The sequence below is a fragment of the Priestia abyssalis genome (assembly GCF_002019595.1).
GTDB classification, from domain to species: domain Bacteria; phylum Bacillota; class Bacilli; order Bacillales; family Bacillaceae_H; genus Bacillus_BA; species Bacillus_BA abyssalis.
Window position 1 is genome coordinate 5,479,190 of record NZ_KV917369.1, and the last position, 18,901, is coordinate 5,498,090.

Here is an 18,901-nt window from a genome sequence, read left to right on the forward strand (position 1 = left end):
CGCTCATTAAACCATTTACTTTTCCCCGATATTCAACAATTCCATAATTTGCTCCCTTACCTTCCGTTTGGGAGAGAGCCTTTCAATTAAATCCTGAGGAAAATACAGCTTATGGTCGGTTCTCTTTTTTCCGGAAATGGCTTCGACGATTTCCGATTCCCTTGAGAGTTCTCTAATTTCACCATTAGGCATGAGAAGATGAATCGGAAGTCTTTCCTCTTCCTCGCCCGGACGATAGAAATCATAAGGCAAGTCACTGGAAGAGTCCACCACCAAGTAGTAATCCGGGTCGATGCCCGCTTTTTTGAACAAATGGTTTAATTCCATCCACATCTTCATTTGGGAATTCGGGTTGAATTCAATATATTGAAATAAACGGCGGTTAAGAAAACGACGGCATAAATCTGCTAGAATAGAATCCTCTTCATCTTGCCAAGCCTGAAAATAATACAGAATAACCGACTCATCCAACCGTAAATAGTCTTGCAATGTCAGTTCGTCTTCAAACAGAGAGTAGAAATGTACAGGCTGTTGTTTAAAGGTGTAATATTCCTGGTGAAGCCGTTTTGCCCGATGCAAGATTTTCGTTAAGATGACTTCCGCACTTCTTGTCACCGGATGGAAGTACACTTGCCAGTACATTTGATATCGGCTCATGATGTAATCCTCTACTGCATGCATACCGCTATGTTTAATGACAACCTGATCTTCTTTTGGTCTCATAACCCGTAAAATCCGTTCCATATCAAAGTGACCATAACTCACACCCGTATAATAGGCATCCCGCTGCAAATAATCCATCCGGTCAGCATCGATCTGACTAGAAATAAGACTAACAACAAGTTTATTTTCATACGTCTTTCCAATCACTTCCGCCACTTTCTTCGGGAAATCGTCTCCCATCTGCCGCAAAACAGCATTAACTTCCGTAGGACCGAGAATGATTTCCTGAGTGAAGTTTTCATGATCGAGATGAAAAACTTTTTCGAATGAATGGGAAAATGGCCCATGCCCTAAGTCGTGCAACAGTGCAGCACATAGACATAAAAGACGCTCATCATTATTCCAGTGCTCTCGATCATAAAACACATCGTCAATAATGCGGCGAATAATCTCATAAACCCCTAATGAATGATTGAACCGGCTATGTTCAGCACCATGAAACGTTAAGTAAGTCGTACCCAGCTGACGAATACGCCTCAATCGTTGAAATTCTGCCGTTCCAATTAAATCCCAAATGAGCCTATCACGAACATGAACATAACGATGAACAGGATCTTTAAATACTTTTTCTTCGCTTAATTTACTGGTAGGATCGGTCATGTACATACCTCACTGTCTCATTTTGTTCTATCTCCCTATATTCGACATAGGCGCTTGGATTTCCTAGCTTTCCGAGCCAAGAACGAAAAAATCACCTTTTCGTGGAAACAAAGGCGATTTTTTTATTTGTTAAGCTTCTTTTCAATTTTTCCAATCAGTTCGTCTTCTGTTGGGGCGGAAACCGGACGGTTATTGACAAAGGCAAAAGATTTTTTGCGACCAGGTCCACAGTAAGACTGACAACCAATTTTGATATCTGCACACTCATCTATTTTTTGAAGTCGAGGGACTAAGGTTTTAACATTTGTCGCCTGACAATCATCACATATTCTAAATTCATTTGCCATGTTGATACAATCCTTTCAAAGTTCATTACACTATCACTTTGGCCTAAGGGGTATTTTACCTCTTATTATTCTCTAATGCAAGTTAGATTATATATAAGTCCAACTTACGTTTTTAACCTTTTCTATTGCACTTTCTTCTATTTAGGCCTTTCTGTTCTTCCATCCTGAATCCACTCACAAAGATCCTCGTATAAGCGGCTGACAAGAACCCGCAAGGGAGCTTGTCAGCCGCTTAGGTCTAGAAAATTGGGTATGACCGCCCTTTGGTCATACCCAATTTTCTAGATCGATCTATATATCGAACTCTATCATACTTTTAAGATTTTGGTATAAACTTCGTCTCTTTTGTCCATCATGATAGTAATTCGATTTTTAAAACTATATATTTCAGGAGTGAACTATGAATATGAAAGAAAGACAAGACGCTTGGACAGAAGAAAATGATTTATTGTTAGCCGAAACGGTTTTGCGCCATGTGCGTGAAGGAAGTACCCAATTAAATGCATTTGAAGAAGTTGGAGATAAGCTCAATCGCACTTCCGCTGCCTGCGGCTTCCGCTGGAATGCCGTTGTCAGACACACCTATGAGAAAGCCCTTCAATTAGCCAAAAAGCAACGCAAACAAAGAATGCGTGCACTTGGTCAAAGTCAGAATGCAAAGAAGCGGTTGCTTTATACTCCTCCTGTTCCAGTTTTAGAAGAATTCAGCAATGAAATGACAGAACCAACTGTCTCTAATTTCCCTGCCCAGGCAACAACTGCGAATGTCCATGCCCCTTTATCTCTTGACCAGGTGATTGTGTTTTTACAATCAATGGGTTCCCAAACACATGACATCAGTCTTTTACAAGATGAAAATAGTAATTTATTAAAAGAAAATCATGAGTTAAAGGTTAAAAATGCTGAATTGGAAAAACGCGTTGCCCAATTGGAGCAAAATTCTACTACTATTCAAGAAGATTACGAAACACTTATGAAAATCATGAATAGAGCAAGAAAATTCGTGCTCCTCGAAGATGAGGAACGTCCATCCACCAAATTTAAAATGGATCGTAACGGAAATTTGGAAAAATTGGCTGAATAGATCAAACGGGACATGGCTGAATAGCCATGTCCCGTTTGATCTATTGTGCTATAATTATACCGTTTCATACGGAAAGTATATAAAGGAAACTTCCATCAATGGGGGTCTTACGGCCCGTTAATACAGGATAAACAGATGCCCCCCTTTCCCGTCAAGCATGTGTGTCCTTTAAAGAGCATGTCCATACAAGTTTAAGCATTCAATTGAAGGAGATTTTATATGAAAGAAAACGGTTCATCTTTATTAGCACAAGCAAAATGGAGAATTATCGATCAGACAAGCTTGGGACCTGCTTTTGATGCCATGCAGTCTTTTGCGATTGACGATACGCTTTGTACATCGGTCGGTTCGGGTGAATCAGACTCCACCATGCGTGCATGGGTTCATCATAATACAGTGGTTCTTGGCATCCAAGATACGCGGCTGCCTTATTTACAAGATGGCATCGATTATTTAAAAGAGCAAGGATACCGGGTGATTGTTCGAAATTCGGGAGGCCTTGCCGTTGTCTTGGATGAAGGAGTCCTAAACGTCTCTCTCATTCTCCCTGATGCAGAAAAAGGCATCGATATTAATCGTGGATATGACGCCATGTATAAACTCATTCAGCGAATACTGGCGCCTTACAATAAGACGATTGAGGCTAAAGAAATTGTGGGTTCTTATTGTCCGGGAAGTTATGATTTAAGCATTAATAATCGAAAATTTGCCGGTATTTCGCAAAGAAGAATCCGAGGTGGAATTGCCGTTCAAATTTATTTATGTGCTTCAGGGAGCGGCTCTCAACGAGCGAATGTGATTCGCCAATTTTATAGCGCAGGTTTGAAAAATGAAGAAACAAAATTTGTCTATCCAGTGATAGTACCGGATACGATGGCTTCTTTATCCGAACTGTTACAAACGGATATTACTGTTTCTTCACTCATGATTCCTTTACTTAAAACATTAAAGGAAACAGGAGCTCAGCTTTCTGCCATACCTTTGTCCAGTCATGAAATGCAGCTGTTTGACTATCATCTGGAACGTATGCATAGCCGAAATAAAAAAGCTCTTCCTCCTTTTTAAAGGGAGAAGAGCTTTTTTGTTCCGCTTTTCTTGTCCAGCTGCGGCTCCTAGCTTGCTTTGGAAAAGATGATGGTCCTCATAAGGCTAAAAGCGCCTTATCGGTCCACCCCTATTTCCATTGCGAGCTGAACAGTCGCCTCCGCTTTTCTTGCTTACAGAGTTTGAGCTGCTGTAATTAACGCGAGTTTATATACATCTTCCTCGTTACAACCGCGGGATAGATCATTAACCGGTTTATTTAATCCTTGAAGGATTGGACCAACCGCTTCAAAATTGCCTAAACGCTGTGCAATTTTGTAACCGATATTACCTGCTTCTAAACTTGGGAAGACAAATACGTTAGCGTCCCCTTTAATAACAGAGCCCGGAGCTTTTTTCTCTGCTACAGATGGTACAAATGCCGCGTCGAACTGGAATTCACCGTCTAACGTTAAATTTGGTGCCATTTCTTTAGCAATTGCTACAGCATTTGAAACCTTTTCTGTTTCTGGAGACTTCGCTGACCCTTTTGTAGAGAAGCTAAGCATCGCAACACGAGGTTGAATATCGAACATATCCGCTGTACGTGCACTTTCAATCGCAATTTCCGCTAAATCCTGGCTGTCTGGAGCGATGTTAATCGCGCAATCTGCAAACACATACTTTTCATCGCCGCGCACCATGATGAAGACACCTGATGTCTTTTTAACGCCTTCTTTTGTTTTGATGATTTGTAAAGCCGGGCGAACCGTATCTGCTGTTGAATGGGCTGCACCGCTCACTAATCCTTCTGCTTTCCCCATATGTACCAGCATCGTACCGAAATAGTTTTCATCTAAAAGCACTTTGCGTGCATCTTCTTCTGATACTTTCCCTTTACGTCGCTCAACGAATGATGCCACCATTGCATCAAATTCTTCGTATTGGGACGGATCATGAACAATCACGTTTTCAAGTGAAACATTCAATTGTTCTGCTTTTTGGGCTACCGCCTCTTTGTTCCCAACTACGATAGGAGTAAGCAAGTTCTCCTTAGCCAAGCGGCCGACCGCTCCTAAAATACGTTCATCTAATCCTTCTGGAAAGACAATCTTAATATCTTTACCAGCTACTTTATTTTTTAATGCCGCAAATAAATCGCTCACTGTAGATCCTCCTCAATTATGTATAAAAATTTTCTTTTATTAGCATACTCCACTTCTTCTTAAAATCAAAGAAAAGCACATAAAGAATTTGTCTCCGCTAAAAAGTTCTTTTATTGGGAAAGTTTCGATATTTTATTTCCATTTTGCTTTCCTCTTAATCTTAATATGATTCATTGTTTTTTATTTAGTCAAATTTCAGGTGTTTTTCGTTCATGCCAAACGGATAAACTATGTTATAGTAAAATTAGGTTTTTTACAATCAAGTCATAATAGGAGTTGAAACATATGTCACAAGCAGCTCAAACATTAGACGGTTGGTACAGCCTTCACGATTTTCGCGCCATGGACTGGGTTTCATGGAAGCGCTTATCAAGTGACGAGCGTCAAGCCGCTATTCATGAATTTTTAGGTTTAATGGAAAAATGGAAGAAGACAGAAAATGAAAAACAAGGCAGCCAGGCTCTTTATACGATTGTCGGACAGAAAGCAGACTTTATGATGATGTTCGTTCGTCCAACGATGGAAGAGTTGAATGAACTTGAAACAGAGTTCAATAAAACAAAGCTTGCCGAATATACTGTTCCTACATACTCTTACGTTTCCGTTGTGGAGCTGAGCAACTACTTGCCCGCTGGAGAAGACCCTTACGAAAACCCAGAAATTCGAGCTCGTCTTTATCCTATTCTCCCAAAAGCAAAGCACATTTGCTTTTATCCAATGGATAAACGCCGCCAAGGCAATGACAACTGGTACATGCTGCCAATGGAAGAACGCCGCAGCTTAATGCGCAGCCACGGGATGATCGGACGCCAATATGCCGGTAAAGTAAAGCAAATCATTACTGGTTCGGTAGGTTTTGATGACTATGAATGGGGTGTTACCCTTTTCGCAGAAGATGTACTGCAGTTCAAAAAGCTCGTGTACGAAATGCGCTTTGATGAAGTAAGTGCCCGTTACGGCGAGTTCGGCACATTCTTCGTTGGAAATATTTTAAGCGAAGATCGTATCACCCAATTTTTACATGTATAATACCCTTACTGGAACATTCCAATGAGCTTTTGCTCTGGAATGTTCTTTTTTTGTCCCGTTATAAAATCGGGCACATTGCTGAACCAGTCCCTCTATACATCCCTCATCTTTCCTTTTCAACGAACCTCTTCTCTAAAAATAATTTATTGCTCTGTCACCGAATTGAAAAAGAAAGCATACTTTAATTTTATTCGTCATATGTATCACTAGTGAGTAGGAGAGGTGAAAGCATAGTTACAATTCCTTATCCGGTTTTTATACCTCTACTCAATTAAATTATCCTGATGTTTACAAATAACGTGCTGAAAGCAGTTACCGTTTAAAGGAGGATATACGTATGAAAAAACCAAAAACACCAAGTCAAAATCCGTATATGCAAATGCCCTACGGAGGATACGGTTATCCAGCTTATCAACAACCCTCCCAAGTACAAGGGGCTTTTCAAGCACCTCAACAATTTCCGCCAATTGGAACAGGGGCACCTCAAGCTCCCGGAGGTATGCTGCCGCTTGAAGAATCTTATATTGAAAATATTTTACGCTTAAATAAGGGAAAAGTCGCTACCGTCTACATGACGTTCGAAGGGAATAATCAAAAAGTCTTTAAAGGAGTTATAGAAGCTGCAGGCCGGGATCATATCGTTTTAAGCGACCCTCAAACCGGAAAACGTTATATTTTACTTATGGTTTACCTTGATTACGTCACATTCGATGAAGAGATTGAATACACATACCCATTCAACGGCATGGGTCAGCAGCCGTTAAGCAGTTATTCTCCACGATAAAAGGAGTGCGATTTGCACTCCTTTTTTATTTACAGTAATTTAGCTGCGGCAATCACCAATAAAATCCATCCAATGATAAAGGCAACTCCCCCAAACGGTGTAATAGCACCTAACACTTTAATGCCGGATGTACTTAAAACATATAAACTTCCAGAAAATAAAATAATTCCTATAAACATAGCCCATCCCGAAGCGTTAATAAGAGAAGACTGAGGAAAACGGCTGGCTAAAAAAGCAACAACAAACAAGCCTGTTGCATGGAACATTTGATATGTCACTCCAGTTTTCCATACCTCTAAATATTTATCTGAAATTCTTCCTTCCAATCCATGTGCCCCAAATGCCCCCAAAGCCACCGCCAACATCGCGTTAACAGCTCCTAATATCAAAAAGATTTTCATGATTTTCTCCTCTTTTCTAAAATGGTGCATGAACCATCATTTTTATAAATTTAAAAGTCAAACAGGCTGTCGCCATTCGCTCCATCGGATATCAATGTCGCTTTTGTCATGTTACCGGAAACTTGAGCAGATACTGTTATCGGTTTACTTTCAACAAAAGCGGCAGGCGCCGGAGAAACGACCCGAGAGTTTTCCTGCTGATCCATCGCTAATTCACAAAGTGCTTTAATGGCTGCAAGCCGATCACGCACACAGCGCTCCTTTTGAGTTGAAGCTTCCTGTATGGCTTCATGTACTTCCTCGTTCATCTTACTTAAAAGCTGCATCATGGAGATATTCATAATCCCCCTCCTTTTTCTATTTCTGAAACCTTTCCTTCTATAATAATAGCCGTGACAATCCCTAATGCATACGACAAATGCGATACTCAAATGAGTGCTGTTTCTCCGTTTCCCCCTGCCCTTTGCCCATGTATATTCAGCCCTTCTTATTTTAACAGAAGCTGAATAGAGTTATAAGTTTTCAATTTGCCAATCGATAGGGACTTGGCCATGGTCTGTTAAAAATTGATTCGTCTTTGAAAAAGGACGACTGCCAAAGAATCCCCGATTAGCTGAAAAAGGACTGGGATGCGGACTTTCCAGGATGTAATGGTGATGAGCGCGAATCAGCTTCTTCTTTTCTTGAGCATGCTTTCCCCATAGCAAAAACACCATCGGTTCCTCACGGTCAGCAAGCAGTTCAATCACTCGATCTGTTAATATTTCCCACCCTTTTCCTTTATGGGAATTAGCCTCGCCTTTCCTGACGGTTAAAACCGTATTCAACAAAAGAACCCCCTGCTCTGCCCATTTCACTAAATAACCATTATTAGGTATGAAGCATCCTATATCTGTTGAGAGTTCTTTATAGATATTAGCAAGGGATGGAGGCACTTTAATGCCCGGCTTTACCGAAAAACTTAAACCGTGCGCTTGCCGGGGTCCATGATAAGGATCTTGTCCTAATATCACTACTTTTGTGTCATGATAACTGGTTAAATGTAAAGCATTAAATATATCGTGTTTGTCAGGAAAAATAGTCTTCGTATTATATTCCTCCACCAAAAATTTCTTTAGTTCTATATAGTAAGGTTGCTGAAATTGGTCTTCTAATAAAGAAGCCCAATCATTTTTTAAAATAGCCACCTATATACCACCTTCCCAAAGACATTTTCTTTACCATTAGCCTACCTTATTTTATTATCTTGAATCAACTGATTTCCTTTATCCTCTATGGATAAGCAGGACCACCCCCAAGGGAGGAATTTTTCCGCATTCAAGCATACTGCAGTAAATTTCAACTCATGTTCTCTTTCCTTTCCGTATAAGATGTAGAGAGTGGATATTGCATAAGGAGGGATGGAGATGAAAACGTTAAATCCCGACAAGCTGCAAATAGAATATCGTATTGGCGTAACCCCAACCCAACCTGTAATAGGAAGAAAATACACCCTTACTCATTTAGATATGACTGCCGATTTATTTTTAACAATTGCTTTAGAATATGCTTATGACAAAATAGGACCTATGCGGGATGAAGTACTAGCCGAGTTTAAGTTTCATCAATGCCGCGATGTTTTTCATGTGTACTGTTATGTTGGTGGATCCGATGATTACCAAATGGCCAAATTGCGCTACCATATCTTTAAAAAAGAGCTTCCCTTTGCCTTACAAGCTATTCGTGACGGGGATGCGGCATTTTTTGCATGTCACCCCTCTTTAGATTATTGTCCGATTTTTGTTTATTTTGATTCTTATTATCCGGACTTAAATACGGTTGAACCATTTGGGACACTTTTACATTATCGATTGAATTAATGGAAATAGGTGCTTTGAATGTTTCATGTGAAACATTCAAAGCACCTATTTTATCCCGCATGAACGGGTTGCCAATCATAATGTAAAACTTCCTATCATAATGAAAATGAATAGAACCGTTTATTTTCATAGGAGTAAGACCTCCAATGATGGCAATTTCCTTTATAGAAGTTTTTCTTGATGATTTTCTCCTATAATCTCTTTTCAACTTGAATTAACGGGCAAAAATGTCTGCTTTAAAGCTTAACTTTATCAGACCCTTGTAGATATAAGTTAAAATCCCCCAATGATAGAAATGATCATTTTATTATTCCAGCATATTTTTCTAAGAAATGAAAACGGTATCACACAAATGCTCAATACGTCCTTCTATTTGAATGGATAAAGATAAAAAAATGACTAAATATTTGCTTTAACTCGCCAAAACAGATACAATTTTATAACTGAATAGGATACATAATAAGATTGAACGCATTTAGAATAAAGTGAGGTTCTTTGAAGTGATGACAACGAACAATCCAAAATCCATTATCGTTATTTTCGGTGCAACAGGCGACCTGGCAAAACGTAAGCTGTTCCCTTCTATCTTTAGGTTATATCGAAGCGGTAAACTATCCGAAGACTTTGCAGTAGTAGGGGTTGCCAGAAGACCCTTATCCAATGAAGATTTTCGTGAAAATGTAAAAAACTCCATCAGTAACTTAAAAGAGGGCGCTGTCAGTGCGGAGACTTTTGCCTCCCATTTTTATTATCATCCATTTGATGTCACCAATATCGCTTCTTACCAGGAGCTTAAAAGCTTGCTCGGCAATCTTGATGAAAAATATCATACAGAGGGTAATCGCATTTTCTACTTAGCGATGGCTCCAGAATTTTTTGGTACAATCGGCGCCAATTTGAAATCAGAAGGCTTAACGTCCACAGAAGGATGGAGCAGACTAGTGATTGAAAAGCCATTTGGGCATGATTTTGAATCTGCTAAAGCTTTAAATGATCAAATTCGCCACGTATTTACTGAAGACCAAATTTATCGTATTGACCATTATCTCGGAAAAGAGATGGTTCAAAACATCGAAGTGATTCGTTTTGCCAATCCGATATTTGAATCTCTCTGGAACAATCAATACATCTCTAATATTCAAATTACATCAAGCGAAACACTTGGTGTAGAAGATCGCGGCCGCTATTACGAATCATCAGGTGCCCTGCGTGACATGGTTCAAAACCATATGCTTCAAATGGTCGCCCTTCTTGCAATGGAGCCGCCAATTAAATTAACAACAGAAGAGATTAGAAGCGAAAAAGTAAAGGTTCTCCGCGCTTTACGCACGATGAGTGAGGATCAAGTAGAGGACTATTTTGTACGCGGACAATACGGTCGTGGAGTCGTAGATGAGCAGGAAGTGGCCGGTTATCGAGAGGAAAGTTCCGTAGATCCTCAGTCTAATACTGAAACATTTGTATCAGGTAAATTAATGATTGATAACTTTAGATGGGCAGGCGTTCCATTTTATATTCGTACCGGTAAACGCATGACTGAAAAATCAACCGAAATTGTCATTCAGTTTAAAGATTTACCAATGAATCTATATGTCGAGAAAGATAAAACCATCCATCCGAATTTGCTGGTGATTCATATTCAACCGGAAGAAGGCATTACTCTTCATCTGAATGCCCAAAAAGGAGACGGGGGTACAACATCCACTCCAATTAAATTAGATTACTGCAATAACTGCGGCGATAAAATGAATACGCCAGAAGCATATGAACGTCTTTTATATGACTGCATGCGCGGTGATGCAACAAACTTTACCCATTGGGATGAAGTAGCCTTATCATGGAAGTTTGTCGATACGATTTCAAAAGCATGGACAAACAAAAAATCAGAAAATTTCCCTAACTATGAATCCGGATCAATGGGACCAAAAGAGTCTGATGCTTTATTGGCAAAAGACGGTCTGCATTGGTGGGCTATTGGAACAAACTCTAACATGGGCTCTAATCAATAAGGTAAAGCCAATTCTCCTCATCTCTGCGTTTAACGCTGCAGAGGACTGCCACATGACTGTTTAAACGAATATTTTGCTTAAAACGCAAGAAAAGAAGGATCCCTATTCAAGGAATCCTTCTTTTTCATTTATTTTGTAAACCATTCCGTATGGAAGGTACCTTCTTTATCTACACGTTGATACGTATGAGCTCCAAAGTAGTCACGCTGAGCCTGTAGAAGATTAGCCGGCAGTGTCTCTGTACGATAGCTGTCATAATACGCTAAAGCGCTGGAGAAAGACGGTACTGGAATACCTCGTTCAATAGCTATGGACAATACTTGGCGAAGTGCTGATTGATAGTTTTCTACAATATCTTTAAAATATGGATCTAATAATAAGTTTGCTAAGCCTGCTTCGCGATCATATGCCTCTTTAATTTTTTGAAGGAATTGTGCACGAATGATGCAGCCCCCACGGAAAATCATAGCGATCTCACCGTAGTTAAGGTTCCAATCATATTCTTCTGATGCAGCGCGCATTTGAGCAAATCCTTGAGCATATGAACAAATTTTACTCATATATAAAGCTTTTCTTACAGCTTCAATCAATTCTTCTTTATTTCCTTCAAAGGCCTTTACTTCAGGGCCTGCCAGCATTTTACTTGCTTTAACACGTTCTTCTTTCATCGCTGAAATAAAACGGGCGAATACAGATTCTGTGATGATTGGAAGAGGAACACCTAAATCCAGAGCACTTTGGCTTGTCCATTTACCTGTCCCCTTCTGTCCCGCTGTATCTAAAATGACATCTACAAGCGGTTTTCCTGTTTCTTCATCCACTTTTGTGAAAATATCAGCTGTAATCTCAATTAAATAACTGTCCAATTCACCTTTGTTCCACTCTGCAAACACTTCATGAAGTTCTTCGGCACTTAAGCCAATTACATGTTTCATAATGAAATAAGCTTCGGAAATTAATTGCATGTCACCATACTCAATACCGTTATGTACCATTTTAACGTAATGGCCGGCACCGTTAGGGCCAATGTATGTGCAGCAAGGCTCTTCGTTCACTTTAGCGGAAATAGCCTTTAAAATTGGCTCTACGAGTTCATAGGCCTCTTTTTGTCCCCCAGGCATGATGGAAGGACCCTTTAGTGCACCCTCTTCTCCACCTGAAACACCTGTACCGATAAAATGAAGCCCTGCTTCTTCCAGCTCTTTGTTGCGTCTGATTGTATCTTGGAAGAATGTATTACCGCCGTCAATGATGATATCACCTTTTTCGAGATGCGGCTTTAATGCCTCGATTGTAGCATCTGTCGGACCGCCTGCTTTTACCATTAATAAAATTTTGCGCGGTACTTCAAGTGAATTTACAAACTCTTCAATACTGTATGTACCTTTAAAGTTTTTTCCTTCTGCTTCATTTTTCAAAAACTCTTCCGTTTTATCAGCAGAACGGTTATATACCGAAACGGAGTATCCTCTGCTTTCAATATTCAATGCAAGGTTTTTACCCATAACGGCTAAACCGATAACACCAATTTGCTGTTTTGACATGCTAACCTCTTCCCTTCTTCGTTTTAATTCCGCTCTATCAAGGCCGTACAAATGCTGCTTTACCATAGAAGAATAAACGCCTTTAAGAACCTAATTAGCTTCACCATTTATCTTATTATCAAGATACCCTGACGGAAGCTTTATCATAATACAAATCCACCTTGTTTGAAAATACCATATTGACTGAGACCTTTTCAAGTTAGATGTTATCTGCCTTAAAGCACATAATTATATAGATAGCGCTTACTATCTAAAGTTAAATGGATAGGTTTAACTCAATTAATTTTTCAAAAAAAGGTTTCGTCTTCTGCAAGACAGGCTATATATTAACCAAGATAATCATTTGCAGCTGCAATTCTACTTGATTCTCGTGTTATAACACAAACGAACAAGACAATAAATATTCAGGAGGTTATGTAAAATGTTAAATGTAAAAGTAGTGGAAAATGGTGTACAAGCAAAAGAGACAATTGAACAATTTATGCGTCAAGGGTTTACAAAGGATGATATTTACTTATTTGCACACGGCAAAGATCGTTCTGAACACCTAACGGAAGCAACGGATACGAACGATGTTGGAATAAGCGAGCAGGGCTTCTTTGATAAACTATCCAATGTCTTCCGTTCACGAGGAGACGAACTTCGCTCTAAAATGCAGTCAGTAGGCTTATCTGAAGCTGAAGCTGAACAATATGAGATGGAACTAGACCGCGGCCGCGTAGTCGTTGTTGCAACAAAGGCAGCATAATCGAAGGAACTGTGCATAATAAAAAGGAGGCTCGAATTCGAGCCTCCTTTTTATTAGCTTGCTTTTTTCATGCTTTTTTCTGCTGCTTTATAATGGTTCTCAAAGTAATCGTTCGTTTCGCTTACAATTACTTTATAAAGAAGAATAAGAGCCACTAAGTTTGGAATCATCATTAATGCATTGGCCATATCTGCAAACGCCCATACAACCGCTAAGTTTGCTACTGCTCCCAATCCTGTAGCGAATACGTAGACTGCACGGTATGCCATAATTCCTTTTGTACCTACAAGATACTCAAAGCATTTCTCGCCATATACGTACCAGCCTACAATGGTAGAGAATCCGAAGAAGATAACAGAAAATGCTACAATGTACTCACCAGCTTTACCTAATACAGATGCGAAAGCTGCAGATGTTAAAGCACCGCCTTCTAGTCCAGCATCATGCGGCACACCAGAAAGAACGCCGCCTGTCGGATCCCAGAACCCTGTCATCATCAATACAAGGCCTGTCATTGTACAAACGATAATCGTTACGATAAACGTCCCTGTCATTGCCACTAATGCTTGTTTAACAGGATGGTCTGCACGTGCGTTACCCGCGATTAATGCCGCTGTACCTAAACCAGCTTCGTTTGAGAAGATTCCACGAGAAACCCCGCTGCGAATGGCTTCTGTTACCACAATCCCTGCAAATCCGCCTGTTGCTGCGATAGGCGAAAAAGCATATTGGAAAATTAGTTTAAAAGAAGGAATAATTTGGTCAGCATTTAAAATAATAATTAAGATTGCTCCACCAATATATAAGAATGCCATCATCGGAACGAAAAATCCGGCTACTGTACTAATACGTTGAATACCGCCAAAGATAATTAAAAATGTTAAAACAGCTAATACAATTCCTGTTGTTAAACCGCTGATACCAAAACTTTGATCCATAACACTTGCAATCGTATTGGACTGAACACTGTTACCAATACCTAAAGCTGCGAATGCACCGAATAAAGCGAATGCAACCGCTAACCATTTCCATTTCTTACCTAACCCTCGTTCTACATAATACATCGGACCGCCTGAATATTCACCATTTGCATTTTTCACTCGATATTTCATGGCCAATAATGCTTCTGCATACTTAGTGGCCATTCCCAGTAGTCCTACAACCCACATCCAGAAGATTGCACCTGGTCCACCAATTGTAATGGCTGTCGCTACCCCTGCAATATTACCATTACCAATAGTTGCAGCAAGCGCTGTCATTAATGCCTTAAAATTACTTACATCGCCTTCTGCTTTTGCATCGTCTTCTTTCTCTCTAGAAAAGCCTAGCTTGAACGCATAACCTAATCGACGGAACTGTAAACCTCTTAACATGATTGTTAAAAATAAGCCTGTCCCAAATAAAAGAATCAAACTAGGAGTTCCCCATAAAACTCCATTAATCTTACCCATGATATCTAAGATTCCCATATTTTTTCTCCCCTTTAACTCCTGATAACGCTTACATTTAGTAAGCTGAAGTTAAGAATTTAAAACCTTCTGTGACATAATTCTAACATTTTTGTGAACAAATTTTTATTGTGTAAATCATAAAAAATTAAGGTATAATTTTGTTGATTTATACAAATGATCAATTCGCAACGTGTATAAGAATAACAGAAAAATTAAAACAAATCAAATATATTAGAATAAGAAGGAGCGAAGGATATTTAGTATGAAAAATGATCCTTTTAAAGCTAATTTTGACAGTCTCGAAGAGTTTGCGGATGTCGTGAGCGAAGTATTACATTGCCCTATTACCATTGAAGATGCAAACCACCGGTTGCTGGCATATAGCACGCATGATGAAAGAACGGATTCTGCAAGGATTGCGACGATTATTGGACGCCGAGTGCCTGAAAAAGTTATTAATAATCTTTGGAAAGAAGGGGTCATCCCCTCTCTTTTAAGTAGTCGTGAACCCATCCGTGTGAAAAGTATGGATGATATAGGACTAGGGGATCGTGTAGCAGTTTCTATATGGAAAAAGGAAGAAATATTAGGTTTCATTTGGGCTCTGGAAATTGATAAATCACTAAATGAACAAGACTTGTCTCTCTTAATGAAAGCAGCTGAAACAGCTAAGAACAAACTATTACAGTTGCAAAATCGTAAACATAAAAAGGAAGAACGGTTTCAAGAGTTCTTTTGGAAGCTGCTAACAGGGCATATTCATTCCAATGAAGAAATTAAGGATAACTTCCATTTACTGCAAATACAACCGCCGTCTTTATTTGCAGTTGCAGCTTTTCAGTTCCAAGAGGATATAACAACAGAAGAAGAAAAACAAATTTCTTATCTTTTAACAACCAACCAACGATTAAAAATCATGCTTCATACAGTCGACCATCATCAACTTATCTTATTGATTTCACTCGATAAGGTCGAGCAGCCGCTAAGAGAGTTGACGCAATTTGTGGAAGCATTCGTTCATAAAATGGAAGAGAGATTTGGAGTAGAGGCGATTAAACCTTCTTTCAGCGGCGTCTACAGCGATTACCAAAAAATCGAAAAAGCATACCGTGAAGCGTTGACCGTCTTATCGATGAAAGAAAAATTTCCTTCCGAGGTAAATGAAATTCATAGTTATCAAAATTTAGGCGTGTATCAATTCATTGATGTTCTTTTAGAGAAACGAACAAAGGAAGGATATGAAAACCATGCCTTGATGAAACTCCAGGAGTATGACCAGAAGCATAATAGCGATCTGATTGAAACATTAGAAGTATTTTTGAACAAGGATAATAATGTTAATGAAGCAGCCAGAGCGTTAAACGTTCATACCAATACGCTAAATTATAGGTTGAAACGTATTAGCGAGATCGGCGAGATTAATTTGAAAGACCCAAACCAAAAGATGACTCTTTATCTCGATCTTAAAATTGAGAAGTTCAAGTGATTGTGAACTTTTTGTGAAAAACAACAAAAAACCGTGAAATCTTTCTCCTTTATCAACAAAGAAAAAATACAAAAAACATTTTATACTGAAGTCACAAAGAAACAAAACGCAAGTTGCTAAGGGAGGAAATCACGATATGATGATTATCGGTGTACCTGGAGAAATTAAAAATAATGAAAATCGCGTTGCTCTTACTCCTGCTGGGGTAGTATCATTCTTAAACGCTGGACATAAAGTTTTAGTAGAAAAAGACGCTGGTATTGGAAGCGGTTTCACTAATGAAGATTACATTGCTGCTGGTGCAGAAGTTATTGAAAGCGCTGCAGATGTATGGGCTCAAGCTGACATGATCATGAAAGTTAAAGAGCCTCTTGAAAGCGAGTATAAGTACTTCCGTCCTGGTTTAATTCTATTCACATATTTACACTTAGCTGCTGAGCCTTCTTTAGCTCAAGCTCTTAAAGATTCAGGCGTTATCGCTATCGCATATGAAACGGTAGCAGTAAATCGCACTCTTCCACTTCTTACACCAATGAGTGAAGTAGCTGGTCGTATGGCTGCACAAATTGGTGCACAATTCTTACAAAAAACAAACGGCGGCCAAGGTATCCTTCTTGCAGGCGTTCCTGGCGTAAACCGTGGTAAAGTAACCATTATTGGTGGCGGTATCGTAGGAACAAACGCTGCGAAAATGGCAATTGGTCTAGGTGCGGATGTAACAATCATCGACTTAAGCGCTGATCGTTTACGTCAATTAGATGATATTTTCGGCAACCAAATCAAAACGTTAATGTCTAACCCATTCAATATCGCAGAAGCTGTAAAAGAAGCAGATCTTTTAATCGGTGCAGTATTAATTCCGGGTGCAAAAGCTCCTAAGCTTGTAACGGAAGAAATGGTTAAAACGATGAAACCTGGTTCAGTTATCGTAGACGTTGCCATCGACCAAGGCGGCGTAGTTGAAACATGCGACCATGTAACAACTCACGACAACCCAACATTCGAAAAACACGGTGTTGTTCACTACTCAGTTGCAAACATGCCTGGTGCGGTTCCAAGAACGTCTACACTTGCTTTAACGAATGTAACGGTTCCTTACGCATTGCAAATTGCAAACAAAGGCGCATTCAAAGCAATCGCTGAAAACGATGCATTAAAGCTTGGCGTAAACGTAGCAAACGGCGAAATTACGTACGAAGCAGTAGCAAAAGACCTTGGTTACAATTATGTAACTGTTGAAAAAGCTCTTGAAAAAGAATTAGCAGCTAACTAATCATTAACTTATTCGACCACAATATGCCTCCCCTCAAGAAGTTGCTCTTGAGGGGTTTTTTATACAGATATTCGGAGGGATGGAATCATGAAGCACTATAGTTATCGGGATACATGGGCCGAAATTTCATTAGAGGCTGTTCAACACAACGTTCAACAATTTAGATATTATATCGAGCAGCCGACAAAATTAATGGCTGTCGTTAAAGCTGATGGATACGGACATGGGGCCATCGAAATCGCCCAAACAGCCGTTCAGTCAGGAGCAGATTATTTGGCAGTTGCCCTTTTAGATGAAGCCTTAGAGTTAAGAAACGCAGGAATTTCCCAACCTATCCTCGTTTTAGGCTATACTCCTGTTCACTCCGTAAAGAAAGCGATTACAGAAAATGTCGCACTAACGGTTTTTTGTGACGATGTACTCAATGAAGTCATCTATCAAGCAGGACAACTTAAACAAACAGTCCCCATTCATCTAAAAATTGACAGCGGGATGTCACGAATTGGGGTCACCTCAAAAGAAGAGGCATTGAGATTGTCCCAAAAAACCGTTAACTCCCCTTTCGTATATTTGGAAGGAATTTTTACCCATTTTGCGAACGCAGACAGTGAAGATCCATCTTATACCCGTGAACAATTTACACGCTTCATGGAAATGGTTCAATCGATCGAAGAGGAAAACATTCATATTCCAATCAAACATTGCTGCAACAGCGCAGCAACGATGAATTTTCCCGATATGCATCTAGACATGGTCCGCGTCGGAATCGCCTTATATGGTTTGTATCCTGCCGCTTCCTTAAAAGGGCATTCCATAAAGCTTCGACAGGCAATGAGCCTAAAAACGAAAATTGCGGCTTTAAAAACGGTTCCTGCCGGTCAGCCGATCAGCTATGGATGCACCTTTACCCCTCCTTCTGACAGCCTCATTGCGACCTTGCCTATCGGTTATGCAGACGGGGTTTCCCGCCTTCTCTCCAATCGCGGAAAGGTATTAACCCGGGGTCAAACAGCTCCTGTGGCAGGACGAGTTTGCATGGATCAAATGATGATTGATGTGTCTCATATTAAGGGTAGCAGCATCGGAGACGAAGTAACACTGTTTGGCCAAAGTCAACAGTCTTTCCAATCAGTCGATGACATCGCCTCGCTCATGGGAACCATCAATTACGAGGTAGTTTGTTTAATCGGAAAACGTGTGCCTCGTATTTATATTAAAGAAAATCCACACCTACTAGCTGTATATGATAAAGAGTACATTACTCTCTAAAAGAGGATGTTCAAAAAGTCCGGGAAAAATGACCGTCGAATTTCGACGTCAGCTTGTCTCTCCGCTACTCACGTATTAACAGCATACGCTCCGTTGCTCGAGACG

18 protein-coding genes are annotated in these 18,901 nt (G+C 39.8%); 10 read left to right on the top strand and 8 right to left on the bottom strand.

Going from position 1 to position 18,901, the window contains the following annotated elements; genetic code table 11:
* Positions 1-15: 15 nt before the first annotated feature.
* The gene (locus BK575_RS26235) at positions 16-1,323 is read right to left on the bottom strand and encodes an HD domain-containing protein (RefSeq protein WP_078414457.1); all 1,308 of its coding nucleotides are present in this window, start codon (positions 1,321-1,323) and stop codon (positions 16-18) included.
* A gap of 122 nt (positions 1,324-1,445) precedes the next feature.
* A complete protein-coding gene (locus BK575_RS26240) occupies positions 1,446-1,670 on the bottom strand; it encodes a YuzB family protein (protein WP_078414458.1) in 225 nt (74 codons plus the stop codon).
* Between the two features lie 406 nt (positions 1,671-2,076).
* On the opposite strand from BK575_RS26240, the gene BK575_RS26245 reads away from it, so the two are divergent.
* Together BK575_RS26245 and BK575_RS26250 are read left to right on the top strand one after the other, a co-directional pair.
* Positions 2,077-2,754: an RsfA family transcriptional regulator gene (locus tag BK575_RS26245; protein ID WP_078414970.1), complete on the top strand. Its 678-nt coding sequence runs from the start codon at positions 2,077-2,079 to the stop codon at positions 2,752-2,754.
* A 219-nt stretch (positions 2,755-2,973) separates the two neighbouring features.
* On the top strand, positions 2,974-3,819 hold the full coding sequence (locus BK575_RS26250; RefSeq protein WP_078414459.1) for an octanoyl-[GcvH]:protein N-octanoyltransferase: 846 nt from the start codon (positions 2,974-2,976) through the stop codon (positions 3,817-3,819).
* Between the two features lie 152 nt (positions 3,820-3,971).
* On the opposite strand, the gene pta is transcribed toward BK575_RS26250, so the two are convergent.
* On the bottom strand, positions 3,972-4,943 hold the full coding sequence (gene pta, locus BK575_RS26255) for a phosphate acetyltransferase (RefSeq protein ID WP_078414460.1): 972 nt from the start codon (positions 4,941-4,943) through the stop codon (positions 3,972-3,974).
* 285 nt (positions 4,944-5,228) lie between these two features.
* Between pta and hemQ the strand changes: the two genes are divergently transcribed.
* Both hemQ and gerQ read left to right on the top strand, forming a co-directional pair.
* Positions 5,229-5,972, top strand: coding sequence for a hydrogen peroxide-dependent heme synthase (gene hemQ / locus BK575_RS26260; protein WP_078414461.1), 744 nt, complete (start codon positions 5,229-5,231; stop codon positions 5,970-5,972).
* 337 nt (positions 5,973-6,309) lie between these two features.
* The gene (gene gerQ / locus BK575_RS26265; RefSeq protein WP_078414462.1) at positions 6,310-6,756 is read left to right on the top strand and encodes a spore coat protein GerQ; all 447 of its coding nucleotides are present in this window, start codon (positions 6,310-6,312) and stop codon (positions 6,754-6,756) included.
* Between the two features lie 29 nt (positions 6,757-6,785).
* Here the strand turns inward: gerQ and BK575_RS26270 are convergent, their stop codons facing one another.
* From BK575_RS26270 to BK575_RS26280, 3 genes are all read right to left on the bottom strand, one after another.
* The gene (locus BK575_RS26270; RefSeq protein WP_078414463.1) at positions 6,786-7,157 is read right to left on the bottom strand and encodes a DUF423 domain-containing protein; all 372 of its coding nucleotides are present in this window, start codon (positions 7,155-7,157) and stop codon (positions 6,786-6,788) included.
* A 50-nt stretch (positions 7,158-7,207) separates the two neighbouring features.
* Positions 7,208-7,498, bottom strand: a complete 291-nt coding sequence (locus tag BK575_RS26275) for a YwdI family protein (RefSeq protein ID WP_078414464.1) — start codon at positions 7,496-7,498, stop codon at positions 7,208-7,210.
* 171 nt (positions 7,499-7,669) lie between these two features.
* On the bottom strand, positions 7,670-8,344 hold the full coding sequence (locus tag BK575_RS26280) for a uracil-DNA glycosylase (RefSeq protein ID WP_078414465.1): 675 nt from the start codon (positions 8,342-8,344) through the stop codon (positions 7,670-7,672).
* Between the two features lie 219 nt (positions 8,345-8,563).
* Between BK575_RS26280 and BK575_RS26285 the strand changes: the two genes are divergently transcribed.
* Entirely contained in the window at positions 8,564-9,016 is a 453-nt protein-coding gene (locus tag BK575_RS26285; protein ID WP_078414466.1) for a staygreen family protein, read from the top strand.
* Between the two features lie 503 nt (positions 9,017-9,519).
* Positions 9,520-11,025, top strand: coding sequence for a glucose-6-phosphate dehydrogenase (gene zwf / locus BK575_RS26290; protein WP_078414971.1), 1,506 nt, complete (start codon positions 9,520-9,522; stop codon positions 11,023-11,025).
* 128 nt (positions 11,026-11,153) lie between these two features.
* On the opposite strand, the gene gndA is transcribed toward zwf, so the two are convergent.
* The gene (gene gndA / locus BK575_RS26295; RefSeq protein ID WP_078414467.1) at positions 11,154-12,569 is read right to left on the bottom strand and encodes an NADP-dependent phosphogluconate dehydrogenase; all 1,416 of its coding nucleotides are present in this window, start codon (positions 12,567-12,569) and stop codon (positions 11,154-11,156) included.
* 421 nt (positions 12,570-12,990) lie between these two features.
* On the opposite strand from gndA, the gene BK575_RS26300 reads away from it, so the two are divergent.
* Positions 12,991-13,317 (top strand): YflT domain-containing protein, encoded by a 327-nt coding sequence (locus BK575_RS26300; protein WP_078414468.1) that lies wholly within the window; start codon positions 12,991-12,993, stop codon positions 13,315-13,317.
* Positions 13,318-13,370: 53 nt separating this feature from the next.
* Here the strand turns inward: BK575_RS26300 and BK575_RS26305 are convergent, their stop codons facing one another.
* A complete protein-coding gene (locus BK575_RS26305; RefSeq protein ID WP_204524886.1) occupies positions 13,371-14,786 on the bottom strand; it encodes an alanine/glycine:cation symporter family protein in 1,416 nt (471 codons plus the stop codon).
* 244 nt (positions 14,787-15,030) lie between these two features.
* On the opposite strand from BK575_RS26305, the gene BK575_RS26310 reads away from it, so the two are divergent.
* From BK575_RS26310 to alr, 3 genes are all read left to right on the top strand, one after another.
* Positions 15,031-16,254, top strand: a complete 1,224-nt coding sequence (locus tag BK575_RS26310) for a PucR family transcriptional regulator (RefSeq protein WP_078414469.1) — start codon at positions 15,031-15,033, stop codon at positions 16,252-16,254.
* 139 nt (positions 16,255-16,393) lie between these two features.
* A complete protein-coding gene (gene ald / locus BK575_RS26315; RefSeq protein WP_078414973.1) occupies positions 16,394-17,527 on the top strand; it encodes an alanine dehydrogenase in 1,134 nt (377 codons plus the stop codon).
* Between the two features lie 87 nt (positions 17,528-17,614).
* A complete protein-coding gene (gene alr / locus BK575_RS26320) occupies positions 17,615-18,796 on the top strand; it encodes an alanine racemase (RefSeq protein WP_078414470.1) in 1,182 nt (393 codons plus the stop codon).
* Positions 18,797-18,901 lie beyond the last annotated feature (105 nt).